The sequence below is a fragment of the Nesterenkonia sp. DZ6 genome, assembly GCF_022565835.1.
Lineage (GTDB): Bacteria > Actinomycetota > Actinomycetes > Actinomycetales > Micrococcaceae > Nesterenkonia.
This window is the reverse complement of record NZ_JAJOYW010000001.1, coordinates 147,008-167,470: the sequence shown is the minus strand read 5'-3', so window position 1 is coordinate 167,470 and position 20,463 is coordinate 147,008. Positions and strand designations below refer to the sequence as shown.

Here is a 20,463-nt window from a genome sequence, read left to right as displayed (position 1 = left end):
ACTTCTAAGGAGATTTCCCTTGGCACAGACTCCACAGCCCAGACCCGACGGAGCAATCACCGGTCTGGTCCCGACACAGTCCCCAGTTCCAGTCGCCCCCTCACAGTCGCACTGGCAACCGCTTCCGCTCACTGACATCGAGTTCGCCGGCGGGTTCTGGGGACATCGGCAGTCGCTCAACCACAACGTGACGCTGCCCCATATAGAGGAATGGATCGAACGCAGCGGGTGGGCGAAGAACTTCGACCACGCCGGCACGGGGGAGCTGCCCGGGAAGCGCCAGGGTCGTGAGTTCTCGGACTCTGAGATCTACAAGCTACTCGAGGGCATGGCATGGGAGATTGCACGGACCGGCGACCAGGACCTCGACCGACGGTTCAAGCAACTCGCTACCAGAGTCGCCAAGGCACAGGAGTCCGACGGCTACATCAACACGAACTTTGGTCGACCGGGGCAGGCGCCTCGCTATTCTGACTTCGAGTGGGGTCACGAGCTCTACTGTTATGGGCACCTCATCCAGGCGGGTGTGGCACGAGCTCGAACCCACGGCGTCGATCAACTGGTGGAAATCGCCATCGGGGCCGCCGATCACATCTGTGCGGAGTTCGGCTCCGAGACCGACACCCGTCTCGGAGGTCACCCTGAGGTCGAGACGGCGCTCGTGGAGCTCTACCGGGTGACCAGCAACGCAGCGTACCTGCGTCAGGCGCAGCTCTTCGTGGCTCGGCGTGGCCAGGGGCACCTGGGAGAGATCGACTTCGGGCCCTCCTATTTCCAGGACGATATTCCTGTGCGGGAGGCTTCTGTGCTTCGGGGCCACGCAGTACGCGCCTTGTACCTCGGTTCGGGGGCTGTCGATGTCGCCGTCGAGACCGAAGACGAGAGTCTGCTCGAATCTGTGCAGACTCAGATGATCAATACCTTGTCCCGCCGCACCTACATCACCGGTGGAATGGGCGCTCACCACGAGGGCGAGTCATTCGGCCAGGACTATGAGCTGCCAGCCGACAGGGCCTATGCGGAGTCCTGCGCCGGAGTGGCCTCCGTCCAGTTGAATCATCGACTGTTGCTGAGCACGGGAGATGCGAGACATGGTGATGCCATCGAGCGGACCCTGTACAACATCATTGCCACGGCGGTGGGTGCCGACGGGCGTTCATTCTTCTACACCAACACTCTTCACCACCGTGAGGAGGGTGACGCGCCCGCGGCGGAGGAAGCGAGCCCACGAGCAGCATCCTCATCGCGTGCTCCCTGGTACCAGGTCTCATGCTGCCCGACGAACCTCACACGGACCCTTGCCTCGTTGGGGGCATACATGGCCACCAAGAGCGACCAGGGCGTGCAGATCCACCAGTACTTCTCCGGGGCGCTCACCACCGAGTTGAAGGGCGGTTCGAAGGTGTCACTCCAGCTGTCCACGGAGTACCCGAGGGATTCCCGCATTGAGATCCAGGTCCTCGAAGCCCCAGCGGGGGAGTGGACGTTGGATCTTCGTGTTCCGGAATGGGCCGACTCAGCCACTCTCTCGCATTCAGGCGCTGAGCCTGTCACCGTGGATCCGGGGTACGTGCGAGTCACCGGTTCACTTCGCCCAGGCTCGACGCTGATCCTTGATATCCCTGTTCAGGCGCGTTGGACGAGGGCTGACCCGCGCATCGATGCTGTCCGCGGACAGGTCGCCGTTGAGCAAGGGCCGCTCGTGATGGCCATGGAGTCTGTGGACCTGCGGTCTTCGGTCCCGGGTGCGGACATCTCGGGCGTGCGGGTCGACACCAGCGAACTTCCGGTCCAGGACGGCGCCGGGACTCGAGTGGCCACCTTGATCCACGAGAATCAAGACCTCGAATGGCCCTACTTCTCGCCAGACATGGGGACCACGGAGTCACGGGATTCTTCAACCGTGGAGAGGCCGCGTCATGACGTTGCACTGGTCGCCTATCACGAGTGGGCGAACCGGGGGCCCTCAACAATGCGCGTGTGGATCCCCGAAGCCTAGAGCTGATCAGTAAGGACAAGCGCATGAACGATGAGCGGATACGTCAAGAGCGCACCACCCTAGGCATCGAGTTCGGGTCCACCCGGATCAAGGCATGCCTGGTGGGTGAATCGGGTCAGACCCTGGCCACGGGTTCCAGCTCCTGGGAGAGTGAACTCCTTGACGGCGTCTGGACGTACTCCCTGGAGGCGGTGCGTGAGGGCCTGGCCGCGGCCTATGCTGACCTCGCCGCGCAGGTTGTGAAGGTCCACGGCATACATCTGCGTGTGGTGGGGGCGATCGGCGTCTCGGCGATGATGCACGGCTACCTGGCCCTGGACTCGGCCGGGGAGCTACTGGCCCCGTTCAGGACCTGGCGCAACACCACCACGACGCAGGCAGCCGCTCGGCTCACCGAGGAATTGAGGCAGAACATCCCGCTGCGCTGGTCGGTGGCTCACCACTACCAGGCGATCCTCGACGCCGAGCCCCACGTGCCCAGGGTCCACACCCTGACCACCCTGGCCGGCTATGTCCACCATCTGCTCACCGGCACCCATGTTCTCGGGATCGGGGATGCCTCCGGGATGTTTCCCATCGATCCGGACACAGCGGATTACGACGCCGAAATGCTGGACCGGTTCGACCAGCTCACCGCGGGACCCGACAGCGGCAGGCCCCTGAGTCAGCTGTTGCCGCCGGTGGCGTCTGCGGGGATGCAGGCGGGCTTCCTCACCCCGGAAGGTGCCCAGCTGCTGGATGCCACCGGGGCCCTGGAGCCAGGGATCATGTTCTGCCCGCCCGAAGGTGACGCGGGCACCGGGATGGTCGCGTCCAACGCGGTGCGCGCCCGGACCGGCAACGTCAGCGTAGGCACCAGTATCTTCGCGATGCTCGTGCTCGAAGATTCGCTGCGAAGCACGCGAGGTGAGATTGACATCGTCGCAACCCCGGATGCCAAGCTGGTCGCGATGGTGCACTGCAACAACGGTGCCAGCGAGCTCGGCGCCTGGGCCGGGGTCTTCGGTGAATTCCTCACAAGACTTGGTTATACGCCTGATGCTGATGAGGTCTTCCAGGCGATGCTCAGTGGCGCGCTGGAGGCCGAGGCATCACAGAACGGGCTGCTGGCGTACAACCTGCTGGCCGCTGAGCCGATCATCGGCGTGACCCAGGGGCGCCCGATGATTGTGCGTACCCCGGGAACCCCGCTGAGCCTGGCCGGGTTCGCCCGGGCCCAGCTGCTGGGGGTCTTCGCCGCGCTCAGCGTTGGAATGGCTGTCCTGGCCGAGGAAGGCGTGACGGTCGACCGGTTCTTCGCGCATGGGGGTCTGCTTCGCACCGGTGGAGTGGCCCAGCGGGCGTTGGCGGCGGCTCTGGGGACACCGGTGTCGGTGATGAAGGATGCTTCCGAGGGTGGCGCCTGGGGCATCGCGGTGCTGGCCAGGTATGCCCGGGCGGTGGCGACTGGAAGCGCAGCGTCACGTGGCCTCCCGGACTGGCTCGATGAGGAGGCCTTCGCGGGCTCAGAGGCAGAGACTGTGGAGCCCTCGGAGGTCGAGATCGCCGACTACGCGGAGTTCCTGGGCCGGTGGCTCACGGGTCTGCCGGTGGAACTCGCCGCGGGTGAAATCCTCGAGGAGCGAAAATGACCCTGCATCTGAACGTCTTCTCGGCCTCGGCCAAACCGGCCATCGCGACGGCGTATGAGACTGCATCCGGCCTGCATGCCGAGCTGTCCCGCAACGGTCTGGTGGCCTGGACCACAGGCTACGTCTCCCAGCGGGTGGAGCTCTCCGAGCAGGCCGCCGCCCACGCCGACGTCTAGCGGCACATGCGCCAGATTCGCGGCGTCGTCTGCGGAAGCCAGGGCATTGTTCACAAAGCCCCATTCGAGACAGATGACCTCATAACTAGAAGCGGGTTGGACGTCGGCAGGTGCTCTCCCACCGACACCTGCGCCTCGGTTTTCGACGGAGGCGCTCCGCACTTTGGTGCGGCTCGTCCACCCCGTGGTGCCTCACTGGCAAGTCCCCGGGAACTACAGGCCGTGCCTCAGATAAAAGTCCCCGCGAAACCTAACCGACCTGCCGGTTGAATCGGATACCACCAGGATCAGGCATCGCGGTCGCGATCCGAACCTCTCGCTCAAGCTCTCGAGTCTTCTCCCCGGCCAGCCTGATCAGCTGTTGTTGGATCTGATCGATCTCCGCAGCAATGGCCATGGGGTTCAGTCGATCGTGGTGATCTCCGAGTTCACTCTGCTGAGCGGGGCTCAGGATTCCAGAGGCCAGCAACCTGCGAAACGGTGTCTGCGGAGCGTCGTAGATCCGCTTGCGTCGACCGAGCGTGTCGGTGGCCCAGCGGATCGGTTTCTTCGTCGGGGTCAAGAAGTTCAACCGCTCATTGACCAGGGGCCAGAGCCGGTTCAGCAGCGCCAGCTCCGCCGCGGTGTCATACCGGTAGTAGAACCCATAACGCCGAACCACGTGCCCGTTCTTGGACTCTATGGTGGCCTGATCGTTCTTCTTATAGGGCCTGGACCGGGTGAAGTAGATCTGTCTCTGCCCGGCCCAGCTGACCAGGTCGTGGTTGATGAACTCCCCGCCGTTGTCGAAGTCCAAGCCGCTGAGCAGGTACGGAATCGATTCCACAGCGGCTTCCATGACACTCAGGATATGTATCCGTGCGTTGTTGCGGATCGCGCGGGTGAACACCCAGCCGGTGTGCACATCTGTGAGGTTCACCGAGCGGGCGAACTCACCTTTGAGGGTGGGGCCGCAGTGGGCGACGGTGTCGACTTCGAAGAATCCGGGTTCGTCCTCGACCTCGTCACCGGCCCTACGGATGTTGATCGAGGCGCGAAGCAGCGATCCGGGCTTGGTCGTGGACCTTCCGCGCAGCGGCTCCTTCGCCTTTGCCGGGGCAAGGTAGCGATCAATCGTCGCGGCGCTCATCGCGAGCAGCTCCTCGCGCACCTCGGGGCTGTATCGATCCTGGCCCGGGATCAGCGAGCCATGGCGTTGCATTGCTTCGATCCATTCGGTCATCGAGGCAGCCAGGTATTTCCCACACAGCCCACCGGAGACCGACCAGATCTGTTGCAGCACCACCAGAGAGTCGTAGGAATATCTGCGTGGACGACTCTTGCGTCGGTCCAGGACAGCCACGGTCGCGCTTGCCCGCCCGGGTGGTTGGGCGAGGCGTCGGCGCAGCTGCTGACGGGCGTGGTCCCGGTTCCAACCGGTGATCCTGACAACGGTGTCCAGGATCGCTGCCTTTTGCTTCTTCGTCGCCCGGGCGTAGGCCTGCGCGTACTTCTTGGTCACTTCGATGCGGGTCCTCATCGACACGTCCCTGTCAGCCATACCCCATCGTTGCCGTGCCACAGGTCCTGCGGAAGATTTCGCGGGGAGAAGTATCTGAGGCACGGCCCCTGCTACGCGGGGACTTTATATGAGGATCGTCGCACCCTTGCATGAGGGAGCTCGGCGGGTCACGATGGATCCAGAGTGCAGACTTCGATGTCGGTGCAGTGACTCTGGTCAGGTTGAACCAGTCGTGTCTAGGAGGACCGTATGCCTGAGTTCCATTCCAAAGTGACCATTGACCTACCGCGTGAGGAGGTGTTCACGTATATCGTGAACTCAGAGACTCAGGTGATCTGGCAGTCGGGACTGCAGGAGTTCGATGCTGACTGGAGTGATGAACCCACGGTGGGTGATCGCTCGAGAGGAACCGTCAAGGTTGCGGGTAAGAAGCTGCAGTGGGAGACGGAAGTCGTCGAAATCAAGCGACCAGAAACATTCGTTTTCCGGAGTGTCAAAGCACCTTTCCCGTTCCATATATCCTTCTCGCTTCTGCAGGTCGGCGACTCCACGGAGGTTCGTTACGACGGGTCCACAGAGGCGATGGGCGGCTTCTTCGGCAAATTGGCCGATCCTCTGGTGGCGCACATGTATCAACGCGATATGAACAGCAACCTCGCCAACCTGAAAGCTATTCTCGAAGAGGGATGATCGCTGTCCCTGGATCGGCATGGGTCGGTCTCGGTGCCGAGGTGCGCCAGAGATGTACCGGTGGCTCCCCGAGGGGCATCGGGTAGCACTCTTCATCCACCACTTCCACGACCGGAGCGACCCACACGGCGCTCCAGCCTCGTGAAACTTGTGGCTCCTGATGCCGAGGTTTCTGATCACCCGGAAATTTGAAATCCATGCTCGAAGGGCGCGAGGGATCGCTGCGGAAGGTTCTCAACTGCCGGGTGGAGAACGGCTACGCACGTCCGGCGCGATTTCCGCGGAGGGGGCCACGTGGTTCGCGGTTCTGAAGTCCTTGTCCACGACTTCGGTGAGGATCGTGGCGGCAGTCCTGACTCCGATTGAAGGGCATCCGGGTCAGTGGTGTTCGCGGATAGGGAGAAGTCAAGGCAGTGATCCAGAACGCTCGGACCAGGGCCTCGACTGCAGACATCGCGGTCCTCACCCGCCGGCCTTCGACTCGCTCGCCTACAGGAACCGAAACGTCGGGGGACTCTGCCTTCACACCTTCAAACCGTGGCGCAACCCAAACGCCATCACAGTATGGATGAAGCTCCTTTGGAAACACGCCCTAGTCACGTGTCTCCTTGCGTCGTCCTGCCTCACGCTGCCACCACGCCCAGATACGCCTTATAAGAGGCACCCCGCCCGGAGATGAGGGGGCTCTCGACCTTAAACTCGATCGAACCGAAGGTACTGTTCCCAGTTCGGGCGGCAAGCAGGACGAGATCCTTGGCTCCGAGGGAGATCGTGGCGCTCCCGATGCGGTCGTCCGCCAGACGAAGTCCTTGTTGACTGCGCCATGCGCAATAAGACCCAGCATTGGAATGACTGATCAGCTGGCCCGGATCCGCCCCGCCCTGGTGCGCATGCAGCAGCGGATGCCAGTGTCGAGTACCCCACGAGAAGAGCAGGAGCTGTTCGACGAGACATGGCCGCATCCATTTAGCTCAAAAAGATGTTGCACCAAAAATGAGTCGCTTCAAGTCGATTCGTTAAACCTGAAAAACTCTTTTACCGCGCTCAATATAGGTTAACTCATCGCGAACAGTGCAAATTGGTACGAGGGGTCGACCTGGCGCTGTTCACCTCGGCCTGAGAGCGGCTGAGCGATTGTTTCTGGGAGTCGAACTTAGGGATGAGGACCTGATCGGCGAAATCCACGAGGACTGGCTGTCGGCAACAGAGACGTCGGTTGGTGGTCGTTGACCGCGAGCAGTCATCAGATGAACAATCAAAGCGTCATGCAGCACTTGTGAGACGGAGGCGTCATGAACAAGTTGCCGATCGTGTACGTTCGCGGTTTCGCTGGGGGTGATGCTGGGATCGATCGGGCGGTGGAGGACCCGTTCTACGGGTTCAATGATGGGTCGGTCCATATCCGAGTCGGATTGTCTGGGAAACCGAGCTTCTATCAGTTCGAGAGCCCGTTGTTGCGACTCATGGGGGAGGGCCGATCCGATCATTCTCCAGGCGATGTTAGGGGCGGCGGTTACGAAGTCTTTGTTCGTGGAAGTCAAGAACAATATCTTAGAGATGCTGCGTCGGGATCCGTTGAGCCCGCATCGATCTGGGTGCACCGATTTTATGACACCTCTGCGCGCAGCCTGCCTAGCAGGGCTCTTGCGGGGGGCGATGAAGACGACATCGATGGCTCTGAGGCCTACCGGGAGTTTGACCTCGAGTCGGCCGCGGAGTCTCTGCGTGAGTTCGTCATGTTGATCAAGGACCGCACCGGGGCACCCCGAGTGCATCTGGTGGCCCACTCAATGGGCGGATTGATCTGCCGCTGTCTCATCCAAAAGGTGCTGCCAGACCGGGGCGAACATGCGCTGCAGCACGTGGACCGATTCTTCACCTACGGAACGCCACATGGTGGCATTCATTTCAGTGTGGGTTTTGGGCTCCTCGAGAAGATGCGGGACACGCTGAACATCCAGGGCGGCAACATCTTCGGTCGTCGAGAGATGTACGCCTATCTCACTCCAGAGGCCGAGCGTGGCGACAGGCCGCCACCAGATTGGAAAGCCAATCGGATTCCCCCGCAATCGTTTCCGGGAGACCGGGTGTTCTGCCTGGTCGGTACCAACCCCAGCGACTATGACGTGGCGCTGGGCCTGTCGGCCAAGGCCGTTGGACCCAAGAGCGACGGGTTGGTGCAGATCGAATCCGCTTACATCTCCGATGCCAACTTCGCCTTCGTACATCGCAGCCACTCGGGTCGGTACGGAATGGTCAACTCCGAGGAGGGTTATCAGAATCTCAAGCGATTCCTCTTCGGGGACCTACAGGTCACCGCTGACTTAGTTCACTATCGATTGCCGGGGGAGCCGAACAAGAACGTGACGTGGCAGGCGGAGACCCGGCTCTCGGTGCGGGGACTACCGATTGTCATGCACGAGCAGCTGGCGGCGCACCACTGCCCCATTCAGCTTGAGTGGCCCAAGGACACCGACACCGCCGATCGTCCCACACCCTTGGTCACGACCTTTCTGTCCTCCCAAGAAGGCAGGCCCGACAACGCGACGAGGATGCGGTACGTCCTCCACCTGCGGGTGCTCTCGCTGCAGGAGAACAATGGCCTCTTCAGCTTCGGAGACCACCTCGAGCAATCCGCCGATTTCGACGATATGTTGGTCGTCGACATAGAGGCACCCGATTCCCAGCGGAGTGTCCCTAGGGCGTGGGCAACCTGGGCATCCCAGATCAAGTCTCCCCTCCGCGGCTACGATCCACCCGAGGATGCCGCGCTGACGGATCAGGACGACACCGCAGGGCGCTGGGTCAGACATGTCCCGCTGCCTTCTCCTTCGGGGTCGTTCCTCGGCGAGTCCGCGGCCGTCCGCCTCACCGTGCAGGGCCGACGACCCGCCGACGACCCCAGTTACGCGCAGATCTGAAGACTCGCCCTCTTGGAGGGCAGCGTTGCAGCTGGCATATGAACGTGCCGCAGTCAGCGTCGATCAATTGCGATTCCCAACACCTCGCAGAGCGTCCAGCCAGGGATGGAGGGCTGATACCGACTCCGTGGGGAGCCGTAGATCGGTATCGAGGAAAGGTTCGTCGATTCACCTGGCAGGGCAGTCCTTGCATGGGTGGTGGGTCGGACCGATCCGCCATCACGAACGGTGATGATCGCGACTATGCTGTCCGGCACGATCTGTGTGTCTGGCTCACCGGGAACGTGCGGAAGGACGTGATCGAGCGGGCCTGCATCTCGAGCATCGGCAAAGACCTCCGCCGGAAGGGCCCGCTGAGCTGGATCCTGCTCCGCACCAGTGGGAGAACGAGTCCAGCGATGAGCGACCCAGCGCAGGAACTTCCGGGGGAAGACAAGGCACCGTCTGAGCAGTTGGCTCAGACGTCTGAGTCCAACCTGGGCGACAAGCACCGCGGAGTTCACCGACACGGCCCGGGAGCAGAAGATCTGCTGCCACCATCGCCGCTTGATCTGCAGGGACAGCTCGGGGTCCGCGTCCGCGGTGACGAACGCCGCGGTCTCCGGGATGGCCAGCGGCTTGTCGCGGTTCGCCGCATAGAGCTCATAGAAGTCTGGAAGCATGCTTTCGTCGCCGGCGAGTCCGGAGTAGGTCCCGCGCAGCTGCTCGGCGAACTTCGCGGGCTCGGGCAGGTCGTTGCTTCCCCATGGATACGAATCTCCCCAGTGGTGGAGCGACATCCCGACCCAGTCCACGACGTCGTCACCGGGATAGAAGGGGGCGTAAGGGTCATTCATCTGCGTGAGCTCGCCATCGGCGTCGGTGTCCAGCAGCTCGAACGCTTCCGTTCCGGGATCTGGGGCGTACTGACCGCCGACGAAGGGATATCCGCCGCCGTAGTTCGGGGCCCAGATCATCTCGGTGGCCGTGGTCTGCTCGCGCACGGCGGCGGCGACCTGCCGGAAGGCCTGCACATAGGCCTGGGGCTGCCATGCCCAGGGATACCAGGAGCCGTTCATCTCGTGGGCGAAGCGCAGCAGTACCGGGACCTCGGAGGCGTTGACTTCCCCCAGGAGATCCGTCAGCTCGGCGATTGACTCCTCGGTGACGGCGCCGAGTCCTTTGTGCGGTTCCAGGGTGAGCATGAGCACCCCGCCCATGCCGGCCACCTGTTCCGCGGCGGCGAGCACATTCCGTGCGTCGGTGGAGGAGAACGGCATGTCTATGAAGGACACGGCTGCACCGGGGGAGACCCCGGTGGTGGTCGCGAACTGCTCCAGCGCCTTCACGCCCCAGTCTGGGTTGAGTCCGATAATGGGACGGTCCATGGGAAGGGCCTGAGTCGGACCGGCGAGACGCTGATGGGCGACCGGGGAATCCTCTGCGTCGGTCTCCGCCCCGGCAGGGACCGAGCATCCAAGCGTCAGCGGGCAGGCGGTGGCAGTGGCCAGCAGGGGAGACAGGCGGTCGGATCGCAGACGTGGACGCACGGGTCTCCTGCGCTCGGGTGGACAGACAGCTAGGGGGGCGTCAGCTAAACGCTGACGCCCCCCTAGTGGTGTGCCTGGCGGCACAAGTTGAATCAGCCCGCGGCGGGCAGCTTCAGCTGATCGCCGACGAAGATCAGGTTGGGATCCTGGACGGTATCGGTGTTGGCGTTCCAGATGTCGTTCCAGTCGAGACCCAGAGCATTGGCGATGCTGGACAGCGAATCGCCGGCCTGCACGGTGTAGGTCTCACCGGAGACCTGGACCTCGGCCTGCTGTGGTGCCTGCTCCACTGGAGCCTGCTCGACAGGTGCCTGCTCGACAGGTGCCTGCTCGACAGGTGCTGGCTCGGGAGCGGGTGCTGGCTCGGGAGCGGGAGCGGGTGCTGGTTCAGGTGCCGGTGCTGGCTCGGGAGCCGGCGCGGGGGCCTCCTGCTCAGGAGCGGACTGCTGAGGGGCCGACGCAACGGCAGGAGCGGAGGAGCCGCCGCCGCTGCTCGGGGTGCCGGAAAGGCCGAGCTGTGAGGTGCAGGAAGGCCATGCGCCCCAGCCCTGGATCTCCCAGAGAGCGTGGGCGCGGTTGATCTGCTCAGACTTGCTGGCATCGCTGGGGAGACCGGAGCCGCCCACTGCCTGCCAGGACTGCTGCGAGAACTGCAGGCCACCGTAGTAGCCGTTGCCGGTGTTGATCGACCAGTTGCCATTGGACTCGCACTCTGCGAGCTGGTCCCACTGGCCGGAGGCGCTTGCGGCAGGAGCCTGGGCGACGACGGCTGCGCCGGCGAGCGTGGCAGCAGCGAGTCCGCCGCCGAGAACCTTCTTGAAAGTCTGCTTGGTCTGCATGAGAGTTTGAATCCCGAAGTCCCTGCACTCGTGACCCTCCCGGGCCGTCCTCGTGTCACCGTCCGCCTTCATTTTGTGTGGCGGTCAAATTTCACCCGAACCGGCATGGACGGTGGTGGGTAGCCGGTTCCGGTGCTTCTGGATGCTGTGTGCGGGGCCTGGGAACGGAGGCCCAGTCGTTACAGCGGCATCACAGAAGATGTCCGTTAACCAGTAAAAGGTCTCGGTTTGATTGCGTCAACCGGGGTTTCAGCGCCGTCGCGCACCCAAAAACCCCGGAATCACGGCGTTGACACAGCGTTACCCTCTCGTTATCAATGTTCCTGTGAATAACATGTGAGTACCAGATTCTGGTGGAGCCGCCGTCGCATCGCCGTGATGTCGCTCCGGGGCCCCGCTTCCACATTGTGGGAATTTTGAGGCCGGAACCGGCATCGAGTCAGATCTGGTGCAAGAATCAGATGATGGACGGTGTGGATCGCGCAATTATTTCCGCGCTGCGTGAAGATGGACGAATCTCTAACGCGGCGTTGGCCCAGAAGGTCGGACTCACCGCGGGACCTTGTCTGCGCCGAGTCCAGCGGCTCGAGGCTGAAGGCGTCATCCTCGGGTACACCGCAGACATCAACCCCGCATCGCTGGGACAGTCCTTCGAGGTGGGTCTGGACATCGAGCTCAAATGGGGAGACCGGGAGACCGTCGAACGCTTCGAGGACACGATGGCTGGTTACGAGGAGGTCCTCGAGCTGCTTCGACTCTTCGGCTCACCGGATTACTTCGCCCGCGTCGCGGTGGCTGACCTGCATGCCTATGAGCGGTTCCTGACCAAGAAGGTGCTGACCATCCCCGGGGTGCAGGGCACGGACTCCGCCTTCCCGATGAAGATCATCAAGAGCCAGCGCCCGCATCTGGACACCGGGAAGTCCTTCGACGAGTGAGTCGCGCATGAGCGCGGCGCCCGCGTCTCCTCCGGGGCGTCATCCACAGCTGCTGATGATCGTCACCGTGCTGATCGTGGCGGCCAATCTGCGTCCCGCGATCACCGCGGTAGGTCCGCTCATCGAGCGGATCGGCGAGGACACCGGGCTCGGTCCGGCCGCACTGGGGCTCCTCGGCGCCATTCCAGCCCTCGGCTTCGGCGTCGTCGCACTCTTCGTCGCTGCGCTCGGGCGCCGATGGGGCTTGGAGCGGACCATCTTCGTCTCGCTGCTGCTGCTCGGACTCGGCACGCTGCTGCGGTCCCTTCCGCTGGGAGCCTTCTCGCTCTTCGCCGGCACGGTGATCCTCAGTGCCGCCATCGGGGTGGGCAACGTCCTGGTTCCCGCGGTGGTCAAACGCGACTTCCCGGCCCGGGTCCCGGTCATGACCGGGCTCTACACCGCGGTGCTGGTCGGCTGCGCGGCGGTGGCCTCAGGCACGGCGGTGCCCTTGGCGGCGGCCAAGGGGTGGGAGTTCACTCTCGGCGTCACGGCAGTCTTCGCCCTGGTCTCCGCCGCCCTGTGGGGGGTCCGGTTCAAAGACCCGCGTGCCGGCCGCGCCGAGTCAGCCCCCACGCCGGCCGGGGCAGACCTCGCAGCCTCAGAGGTATCAGCCTCAGAGGCATCAGCGCCGGAGGTGCCGGCGCTGGGGGCTGCGCCCGCGCCGGGGTCTGCGGGTGGAACGATGTGGCACTCCGCGGTGGCGTGGCAGGTCACCGCCTACTTCGCCCTGCAGTCGGGGATCTTCTACCTGATGCTGACCTGGTTCCCTGCCATCCAGACCTCCCACGGCGTCACCGAGGCGGCCGCCGGCTTCTGGCTGGGGGCCTATCAGGCCATCGGGATCGTCGCGAGCCTGGTGGTGGGCCCGATCATGCAGCGCGCACAGGACCAGCGCGCGGTCGTCGTGGCCCTGGCGGGCATCATGCTCGTCGGAGTGCTCGGGATCCTGTTCCTGCCTGAGGCGATGCCGGCCTGGGCGCTGATCGTAGGCTTCGCCTCCGGCGGGAACCTCCTTGCGGGGCTCACGTTGATCAGCATGCGCGCCCGCACCTCGGGGGAAGCAAGCCGCCTCTCCGGCATGGCCCAGGGCGTGGGGTATCTGCTCGCCGCCGTGGGTCCGCTGCTCGCCGGCACGCTGTTCGAGCTCACCGGCTCCTGGTCCCCGGTGCTGTGGATCATCGTGGCCGCCATCGTCGTGATGGCGGTGGTGGGACTCTTCGCCGGGCGCAGGGTGGACGTGCTCTGACGCTGACCTCGACTTGGGCGCGCAGACCTCAGTCCGAGCGGGTCTCACGGCTGCGGTTCACGTGGCTGCGGGCGTGTTCAACCGCGGGCCCCAGCTCGGCGAACAGGTGCTTGTGGTGCCGCAGGGACTCGAGGACCCCGACCCGAGTGACCAGGGCCAGGTGTCGCTCCTGGATCCCCTTCACCAGCACAGTGATGCCACGCCGCTCCAGCGCCGTGATCATCTCGGACACCACACGGGCTCCGGTGGCGTCCAGAACCTGAAGCTGAGACATCCGGATGATCACCACATCGACGTTCTGGATCTCGGTGACCTTCTCCAGGACGCGTTCAGCGGCGCCGAAGAACAGCGCCCCGTCGAGGCGGAAGACCGCGATATGGGCATCCCCGGAGTGCGCCGGCCCAGGAATCACCTCGCGATGCACTCCGCTGGTGGCGACCATGGAGCGCAGCGCGAAGAAGGCAGCGATGACGACGCCGATCTGTACGGCCTCGATCAGGTCCAGCGACACGGTGATCACCGCGGTGACGAGAAAGACCAGGGTGTCCGCCCGGGTGGAGCCCACGATCGCGCGGACGGTGGCCGTGGAGACCATCCGCACCGCGGTGACCATCAGCACCCCGGCCAGGGCGGCCAGCGGGATCTGTGAGACCGGGCCGGTGGCGAGATAGACGACGCCGAGCAGCACCGCCGCGTGGATGATCGCGGCCAGCCTGGTGCGGGCGCCGGAGCGGATGTTCACCGCCGTCCGGGCGATCGCCCCGGTGGCAGGCATGCCGCCGAAGAAGCCCGACGCCACCGAGGCCAGACCCTGGCCGACCAGCTCGCGGTCGGCGTCGTAGGGGCCGGTGTCGGAGATGGAGGTCGCCACCCGAGCCGAGAGCAGCGACTCGATCGCCGCGAGAGCTGCGATGGTGGCTGCCGGGGCGGCCAGCGCTATGAGGGTGGCGCCGTCAAAGGCTGGCAGCACCGGAGCGGGGAGGGAGTCGGGCAGGGCCCCGATCCGGGCCGTGGGCAGGTCCAGCATGGTGGCCAGGACGGTGGCGGCGATGATCGCCAGGATCGAACCGGGCATCTGCGGGTGGATGCGAGGGGCGCCGATCATGATCACCGCGACCAGCACGACGAGCCCCACGGGTGCTGCGATCTCCTGCCAGGGCACGGTGGCCAGGCTCTGCGCGGCGGACACCGCGGCGTTGGCGCTGGGACCAGCGAGCACGCCGAAGGCGGCGGGCACCTGTTGCAGGAAGATGATGACTGCGATGCCGAGGGTGAAGCCCTCGATCACCGGCCAGGGCAGGAAGGAGACCACCCGGCCCAGCTTCAGCGCCCCGGCCGCGATCACCATCAGCCCGGCCAGGACGGTGACCACGGCCAGGGCGACGACGCCCTGGGAGGCGATCACCGGGCCCAGGACGACCACCATGGCTCCCGTGGGGCCCGAGACCTGCACGTTGGATCCGCCGAACACCGCGGCGACGAATCCGGCCACCACTGCGGTGATCAGGCCGCTCGCCGCCCCGGCGCCGGAGCTGACCCCGAAGGCCAGCGCGAGCGGCAGGGCGACGATGCCCACGGTGACCCCGGCGACGAGATCCCCCTTCCAGGTGCGGGGGACTTCCGTGTAGTCGCCGCGCCTGGGCAACAGCGCCCTGATGGACGCCACGGCCTTCATCGGGTTCCGCTGCTGGTGGCGGAGGCCGCGGATGAATCTGTGACAGTCGCCGGTGACGCTGTGGCGGCTGCTGATGGTTCCGCGGACAGCGCGCTGGCCAGGTTCCGCTCGGTGGTGCGAAGAATCTCCTGGAGGAGCTCCTTCGCCACGGCGAGCAGCTCCGCCACCTGGGGGTGTGCCAGCGAGTAGAACATCTGCAGGCCGCGCCGCTGGGAGACCACCAGATCGTAGCGCCGCAGCACCGCCAGGTGCTGGGACAGGTGTGAGGCCTCCAGTGTGGTCTCGGCGAGCAGCTCGGTCACCGAGACCTCTGCCTGCACGGAGAGCAGCTCCAGCACCCGGATGCGCACGGGATGGGAGAGCCCCTTGAAGAGGTTCGCCTTGACCTTGTTCAGCGGGCCCCGTCCATTGACATGATCGTCCACGATCGTCTCCTTGCAGCGGCCAGATAGTTTACTGAATTATAAATCCATCATATAGCGCTGGGGTGACGAGAGGGAACGGCCGGTCTCCCTTGACCCGAGACGGCCCGACTCGCAGTCTGGCCTGGAACCCAACTCCCTCGAATTCGACACTGCCTCGGACACAGACACGGAGCGGACCATGGCCAAGCTGATCTATTCGATGATCACCTCACTCGACGGCTACGCCGAGGCCGCAGAGGGGGATCTGGGGACCGGAGCGGAGAGCCCGGAGGTGCACACCTTCATCGGGGACCTCTTCCGCCCGGTGCGCACGTTCCTCTACGGCCGCCGGGTCTACGAGACGATGCTCTTCTGGGAGACCGCCCACACGTTGCCCGACATCCCGCCGCACATCCGCCAGTACGCCCTCGACTGGCAGGCGGCCGAGAAGATCGTGTATTCGACCACGCTCGAGTCGGTCTCCAGTGCGAAGACCCGACTCGAGCGCAGCTTCGACCCCGAGGCGGTGCGCCGGCTCAAGGCCGAGTCAGATCACGACCTCAGCGTGGACGGCCCGAACCTCGCCGCCCAGGCGATCAAGGCGGGCCTGGTCGATGAGTACCACCTGTTCATCACCTCCAGCGTGGTGGGCGGAGGCAAGCGGTTCTTCCCCGACGGCATCCGCCTGGACCTGGAGCTGGTGGAGCAGCGCAGCTTCGACGTCGGGCTCATCTACGCCCGCTACCGGACCCGCTGACCTGCCCCGCTGCCGGACCTGCTGACCTGCCCCGCGGACCCGGTCAGCTCCAGGGGATCAGGCCGAGCACCAGGGCGAGCACCAGGGCGACCACCGAGAAGATCCACATCGGCACGAAGGAGTAACGGATGTGCTTGCCGATGTCGCAGCCTGCCAGCCCGAGCGCCAGCCACAGCGCGGCAGAGAACGGGCTGATGAAGGTGCCGATGATGTTGCCCACCAGCACCGCATAGACCACTGCGATGGTGCTCACGCCGGCCTGGGTGGAGACGCCCTCCACCACCGGCAGCAGTGCGAAGTAGTGGGCGTCGGTGCTGAGCAGCAGCTCCAGCGGCAGGCCGAAGACTCCGACGATCAGATGCAGGTAGGGGACCAGGGCGGCGGGAAGGATCGCGACGGCGTCGGTGGCGAGGGATTCCAACATGCCCGACTCCTCGAGGATGCCCAGGAAGCAGCCGGCGGCGAGCACGATCGCGCCGGTGGTGACGGCGGCCCCGCCGTTGACCTTCAGCGCCTCCATCTGGTCGCTGACCTTGGGGTGGTTGATCACCAGGGCGGCGCTGAGGCCGAGCATGAAGGCCAGCGGGGCCGGCAGCAGGTCCGAGACCAGCAGGGCGAGCATGCCCAGGACCAGGACCGTGTTCACGATCATGCGCCACCGCGGGGTCGCCACGCCGGTCACGTTCCCGCCCCAGAGGTCATTGGCCTCGCCGCTGTACTGATCGGCGGCCGTGCCGGCCGGTGGGGTGTTGCTCGTGCGGCCCGAGGTCGTGCCCCGAGGGGTTCCACCGGCGGTGCTGCTGGTGCTGGAGGTCGACGCGGAGACGAGCTCGCGCTCCTCGACCCGGTCCTCGCTCTGTCCACCGGAGCGGGTCTCGGCGTCAACCGGGGCTCCGCCGCGGGCGGCGATCCGGCGCTGCTCGCGCAGACCCAGCAGGACCGCGGTCACCACGAGCATCACCAGGCAGAGGATCTGCACCGGGATCAGGCCGCGCCAGAGTTCGATCGGATCCATGTCGACGACGGCGGCGGAACGCGCCACAGGTCCGCCCCAGGGGAGCATGTTCAGCACACCCATGCTCATCCCGGCCAGCAGCAGCAGCAGGTAGGGGCTCATGCCCAAGTGCCGGTAGAGCGGCAGCAGGGCCGGGATCACGATCAGGAAGGTCGAGGCGCCAGCACCGTCGAGGTGGCAGACCGCTGCAAGCAGGACCGTGCCCACGCAGATGGCGATCACGTTGCCGCGGGTCAGGCGCACGGTGAGCCGCACCAGCGGGTCGAAGAGCCCGGCCTGGTTCATGATGCCGAAGAACAAGATCGCGAAGATCAGCATCACCGCGACATCGAGCACCGAACCGATGCCTTCGCCGAAGAAGTCACCGATCTCGGTGAAGGTGAAGCCGGCCAGGAGCGCGCCCGCAAAGGGGATCACGGTCAGTCCGACGATCGGGGCGATGCGCCCCATGATCAGCAGCGTCGTCATGGTGACGATCACTGCCAGGCCGATTAGGCTGAGCATGATTTTTCTCCTCGATGCGGGTGTGGGGATCGATCAGCGGCAGAGATGTGAGCCACGTGACAGCATGGAACGGATGTGATCGGGCCCACAGTTTTGTGCATGTCCACGCAATATTGGTCATATTGGTCTCATGGATCGGTGTTGCGCGGCACCATCAGCGCAACGATCAACACAGACCCGCAGCGCCAGGAGGGAGCAGTGCCCATGGAGTCATCGCCCGCGCCCGCTGCCACCCGTGAGGTCTCCCTGGCCCACCGGCTCTTCCGCTGGAACATCATGCTGCTCGTCGGCGCGGTGACCCTGGTCAGCCTGCTCTGGGGGATCAACCAGTACCTGGAGGTCCGCGCGCAGTACGAGGAGCGGGTGCTCACCATGGCCGAATCTGTGGCAGTCATGGCCACGGTTCAGGACGCGCTGCAGACCCAAGACCCCGCGGAGATCCTGGCGCCCTGGGCGGAGACGCTGCGGGTCGCCAGCGGGTATGAATACATCATGATCGCTGACGCCGACGGCATCAGGCAGTCCCACCCGGACCCTGAGGCGATCGGCGGACGCCCAGAGCTGGATCCCACCCCCGTGCTGGCCGGGCAGACCTGGACCGGTGTGGAGCACGGCCACGCCGGGCTCACCATGCGCGCCCGGGTGCCGATCACCAACGACGCGGAAGAGGTCATCGGCTTCGTCTCGGTGGGCGTGCTCGCCTCCGAGGTGCGGCTCGCCTCCATCCAGGAGCTCCCGCTGATCCTCGGGGCCGCGGCGCTCGCCGTCGGCATCGGCGCGGTCGGCGCCCGAATGCTCGCCCGACGGCTTCGCGCCGACACCCATGGCCTGGAGCCGCGTGAGATCACGGCGCTGCTCGACGGCCGGGAGGCGCTGCTGCATGCCATCGGCGAAGGTGTGATCGGCCTGGACCGCGACGGACGCGTGGTGCTGGCCAACACCCCGGCCCGCGAGCTGCTTCGCCTGCCCCCCGATCACCTCGGCCGCACCCCCGCGCAGCTGGGCCTCAGCGCCGAGGCCCAGGTGGTGCTGACCGGTCCGGAGCCGGGGGAGGACCTGCTGCTGAGCGTGGACGGGCTGATCCTGGTCTGCAACCGCAGGCCGGTGCGGGTGCGCGAGGACGACGGTGGCGTCGTCGTCACCCTGCGCGACCGCACCGAGCTCACCCGGCTCAGCGACCAGCTCGACGGCGCCCGCACCGTCACCGACGGGCTGCGCGCCCAGCGGCACGAATTCGCCAACAGGCTGCACACCGTCGCAGGGATGCTCGAGCTGGGCGGCGTGGACCAGGCCCAGGAATACCTCTCCGAGCTCTCCCTGGCCACCTCCGGCGCAGACGCGGAGATCGCCGCCCGGATCGAGGACATGACCGTGGCGGCGCTGGTGCTTGCCAAATCGGTCCAGGCCGCTGAACGCGGAGTGCAGTTCAGCCTCTCTGAGCTTTCCCAGCTGCCCTCGGATCAGCCCCAGGATCTGCGTGATGACCTGCTGCTGGTGATCGGCAACCTGATCGACAATGCCATGGACGCGGCCGGCGCGGACGCTCGTGCGGATGCTCGGGTGGAGCTGATGGTCCGGCGCCACGGCGGGGTCACCGACGGGCTCGTGGAGGTCAGGGTCATCGACTCAGGTCCCGGCCTGGCCCCTGAGATCGCCGAAGAGGTCTTCAGCATCGGACGTTCTACCAAGGACCCCTCCGGACGGCGCGGCCTGGGCCTGGCGCTGGTGCACCAGGCCTGCATGCGACGCGGCGGGTCGGTGACGGTGGAACACGAGGACGAGACCACCTTCTGCGCCTACCTGCCGGTGCGAGCGGAGGTGATCAGCGCATGAGCACCTCCACCGGCATGACCTCCGGCGGGCCTGGGTCAGCCGCCCCGATTCCGGTGCTGATCGTCGATGACGACGTGCGCGTGGCCCGGAACCACCGCGACCTGGTCGACTCGATGCCCGGGTTCACCGTGGTGGCCACCGCGCACACCGCCGCGGAAGCGCTGGAAGCGGTGCGTCGGCACCGGCCAGGCCTGGTGCTGCTTGACCTCTTCCTGCCCGATCGCACAGGGCTGACGGTGCTCGAGGAGCTCAGGAGCTCCGCATGGCTGCGCGAGGTGGGCGTCGTCGACGTCGTGCTGATCACTGCGCTGCGCGACGTCGAGCATGTGCGCACGGCCATGGCGCTGGGTGCGCTGCATTACCTGATCAAGCCCTTCCCGCTGCGCCAGCTGCGTGATCAGCTCGAACGATACGCCGCCGCGCGCAAGCGGATGGCGGCGATGTCCACCGTCACCCAGAACGACGTCGACGCGCTCTTCGGGATGACACGGCCCATGGCCTCACGGTCCATGGCCAAAGGCCTGACTCCCGCCACCGCCGAGCGGGTGGCGGAGGCGCTGCGCTCGCGAGACGGCGACGTCTCTGCCGTCGAGGTCTCCGAGATCACCGGGATCGCCCGGGTCACCGCCCGCCGGTACCTGGAGCATCTGTGCGCGGAAGGCCGGGCGGAGCTCGCCCTGCGCTACGGCCAGGCCGGGCGGCCGGAGCACCGCTATACGTGGGTGCCCTGAGGGTGTCGCTGCTCCGAGGTGTCTGAGTTGAT

The 20,463-nt window shown here is 65.4% G+C and carries 16 protein-coding genes; 10 read left to right on the top strand and 6 right to left on the bottom strand.

Features of this window, described 5'->3' with window-relative positions; all coding sequences use genetic code 11:
- The first annotated feature begins 19 nt into the window (after window positions 1-19).
- The 3 genes from LTH93_RS00810 to LTH93_RS00800 are packed head-to-tail and all read left to right on the top strand — an operon-like array spanning window position 20 to window position 3,806.
- Window positions 20-1,999 (top strand): glycoside hydrolase family 127 protein, encoded by a 1,980-nt coding sequence (locus LTH93_RS00810; protein ID WP_241469557.1) that lies wholly within the window; start codon window positions 20-22, stop codon window positions 1,997-1,999.
- A gap of 23 nt (window positions 2,000-2,022) precedes the next feature.
- Window positions 2,023-3,630, top strand: a complete 1,608-nt coding sequence (locus tag LTH93_RS00805; protein ID WP_241469555.1) for an FGGY-family carbohydrate kinase — start codon at window positions 2,023-2,025, stop codon at window positions 3,628-3,630.
- Entirely contained in the window at window positions 3,627-3,806 is a 180-nt protein-coding gene (locus LTH93_RS00800) for a hypothetical protein (protein WP_241469553.1), read from the top strand. The genes LTH93_RS00805 and LTH93_RS00800 overlap by 4 nt, the downstream gene beginning before the upstream one ends.
- A gap of 250 nt (window positions 3,807-4,056) precedes the next feature.
- Here the strand turns inward: LTH93_RS00800 and LTH93_RS00795 are convergent, their stop codons facing one another.
- Window positions 4,057-5,325: an integrase catalytic domain-containing protein gene (locus LTH93_RS00795; RefSeq protein ID WP_241469551.1), complete on the bottom strand. Its 1,269-nt coding sequence runs from the start codon at window positions 5,323-5,325 to the stop codon at window positions 4,057-4,059.
- A 231-nt stretch (window positions 5,326-5,556) separates the two neighbouring features.
- Between LTH93_RS00795 and LTH93_RS00790 the strand changes: the two genes are divergently transcribed.
- Together LTH93_RS00790 and LTH93_RS00785 are read left to right on the top strand one after the other, a co-directional pair.
- Window positions 5,557-5,997 carry an SRPBCC family protein gene (locus tag LTH93_RS00790; RefSeq protein WP_241469549.1) on the top strand — a complete coding sequence of 147 codons (441 nt, stop codon included), beginning with the start codon at window positions 5,557-5,559 and terminating at the stop codon, window positions 5,995-5,997.
- 1,292 nt (window positions 5,998-7,289) lie between these two features.
- A complete protein-coding gene (locus LTH93_RS00785) occupies window positions 7,290-8,918 on the top strand; it encodes an esterase/lipase family protein (protein ID WP_241469546.1) in 1,629 nt (542 codons plus the stop codon).
- Window positions 8,919-8,971: 53 nt separating this feature from the next.
- Here LTH93_RS00785 and LTH93_RS00780 read toward each other — a convergent pair whose 3' ends face one another.
- Window positions 8,972-10,285, bottom strand: coding sequence for a glycoside hydrolase family 26 protein (locus tag LTH93_RS00780; RefSeq protein WP_241469544.1), 1,314 nt, complete (start codon window positions 10,283-10,285; stop codon window positions 8,972-8,974).
- A gap of 254 nt (window positions 10,286-10,539) precedes the next feature.
- Window positions 10,540-11,286, bottom strand: a complete 747-nt coding sequence (locus LTH93_RS00775; RefSeq protein WP_241469542.1) for a LysM peptidoglycan-binding domain-containing protein — start codon at window positions 11,284-11,286, stop codon at window positions 10,540-10,542.
- 464 nt (window positions 11,287-11,750) lie between these two features.
- Between LTH93_RS00775 and LTH93_RS00770 the strand changes: the two genes are divergently transcribed.
- Entirely contained in the window at window positions 11,751-12,224 is a 474-nt protein-coding gene (locus tag LTH93_RS00770; protein WP_241464613.1) for an Lrp/AsnC family transcriptional regulator, read from the top strand.
- A gap of 7 nt (window positions 12,225-12,231) precedes the next feature.
- Complete coding sequence (locus tag LTH93_RS00765) at window positions 12,232-13,512, top strand: MFS transporter (protein WP_241464614.1); 1,281 nt, start codon at window positions 12,232-12,234, stop codon at window positions 13,510-13,512.
- 28 nt (window positions 13,513-13,540) lie between these two features.
- On the opposite strand, the gene LTH93_RS00760 is transcribed toward LTH93_RS00765, so the two are convergent.
- Entirely contained in the window at window positions 13,541-15,187 is a 1,647-nt protein-coding gene (locus LTH93_RS00760) for a SulP family inorganic anion transporter (protein ID WP_241469540.1), read from the bottom strand.
- Window positions 15,184-15,612 carry an ArsR/SmtB family transcription factor gene (locus LTH93_RS00755; protein WP_241469538.1) on the bottom strand — a complete coding sequence of 143 codons (429 nt, stop codon included), beginning with the start codon at window positions 15,610-15,612 and terminating at the stop codon, window positions 15,184-15,186. Before LTH93_RS00755 ends, LTH93_RS00760 begins: the two co-directional genes overlap by 4 nt.
- Before the next feature lie 178 nt (window positions 15,613-15,790).
- Here LTH93_RS00755 and LTH93_RS00750 point away from each other — a divergent pair, with 178 nt between their 5' ends.
- A complete protein-coding gene (locus tag LTH93_RS00750) occupies window positions 15,791-16,348 on the top strand; it encodes a dihydrofolate reductase family protein (protein ID WP_241464617.1) in 558 nt (185 codons plus the stop codon).
- A gap of 43 nt (window positions 16,349-16,391) precedes the next feature.
- On the opposite strand, the gene LTH93_RS00745 is transcribed toward LTH93_RS00750, so the two are convergent.
- Window positions 16,392-17,867, bottom strand: a complete 1,476-nt coding sequence (locus LTH93_RS00745; RefSeq protein ID WP_241469535.1) for a CitMHS family transporter — start codon at window positions 17,865-17,867, stop codon at window positions 16,392-16,394.
- 204 nt (window positions 17,868-18,071) lie between these two features.
- Here LTH93_RS00745 and LTH93_RS00740 point away from each other — a divergent pair, with 204 nt between their 5' ends.
- Together LTH93_RS00740 and LTH93_RS00735 are read left to right on the top strand one after the other, a co-directional pair.
- On the top strand, window positions 18,072-19,700 hold the full coding sequence (locus LTH93_RS00740; protein ID WP_241464619.1) for an ATP-binding protein: 1,629 nt from the start codon (window positions 18,072-18,074) through the stop codon (window positions 19,698-19,700).
- Window positions 19,697-20,431 (top strand): response regulator, encoded by a 735-nt coding sequence (locus tag LTH93_RS00735; RefSeq protein ID WP_241464620.1) that lies wholly within the window; start codon window positions 19,697-19,699, stop codon window positions 20,429-20,431. Before LTH93_RS00740 ends, LTH93_RS00735 begins: the two co-directional genes overlap by 4 nt.
- The last annotated feature ends 32 nt before the right edge of the window (window positions 20,432-20,463 follow it).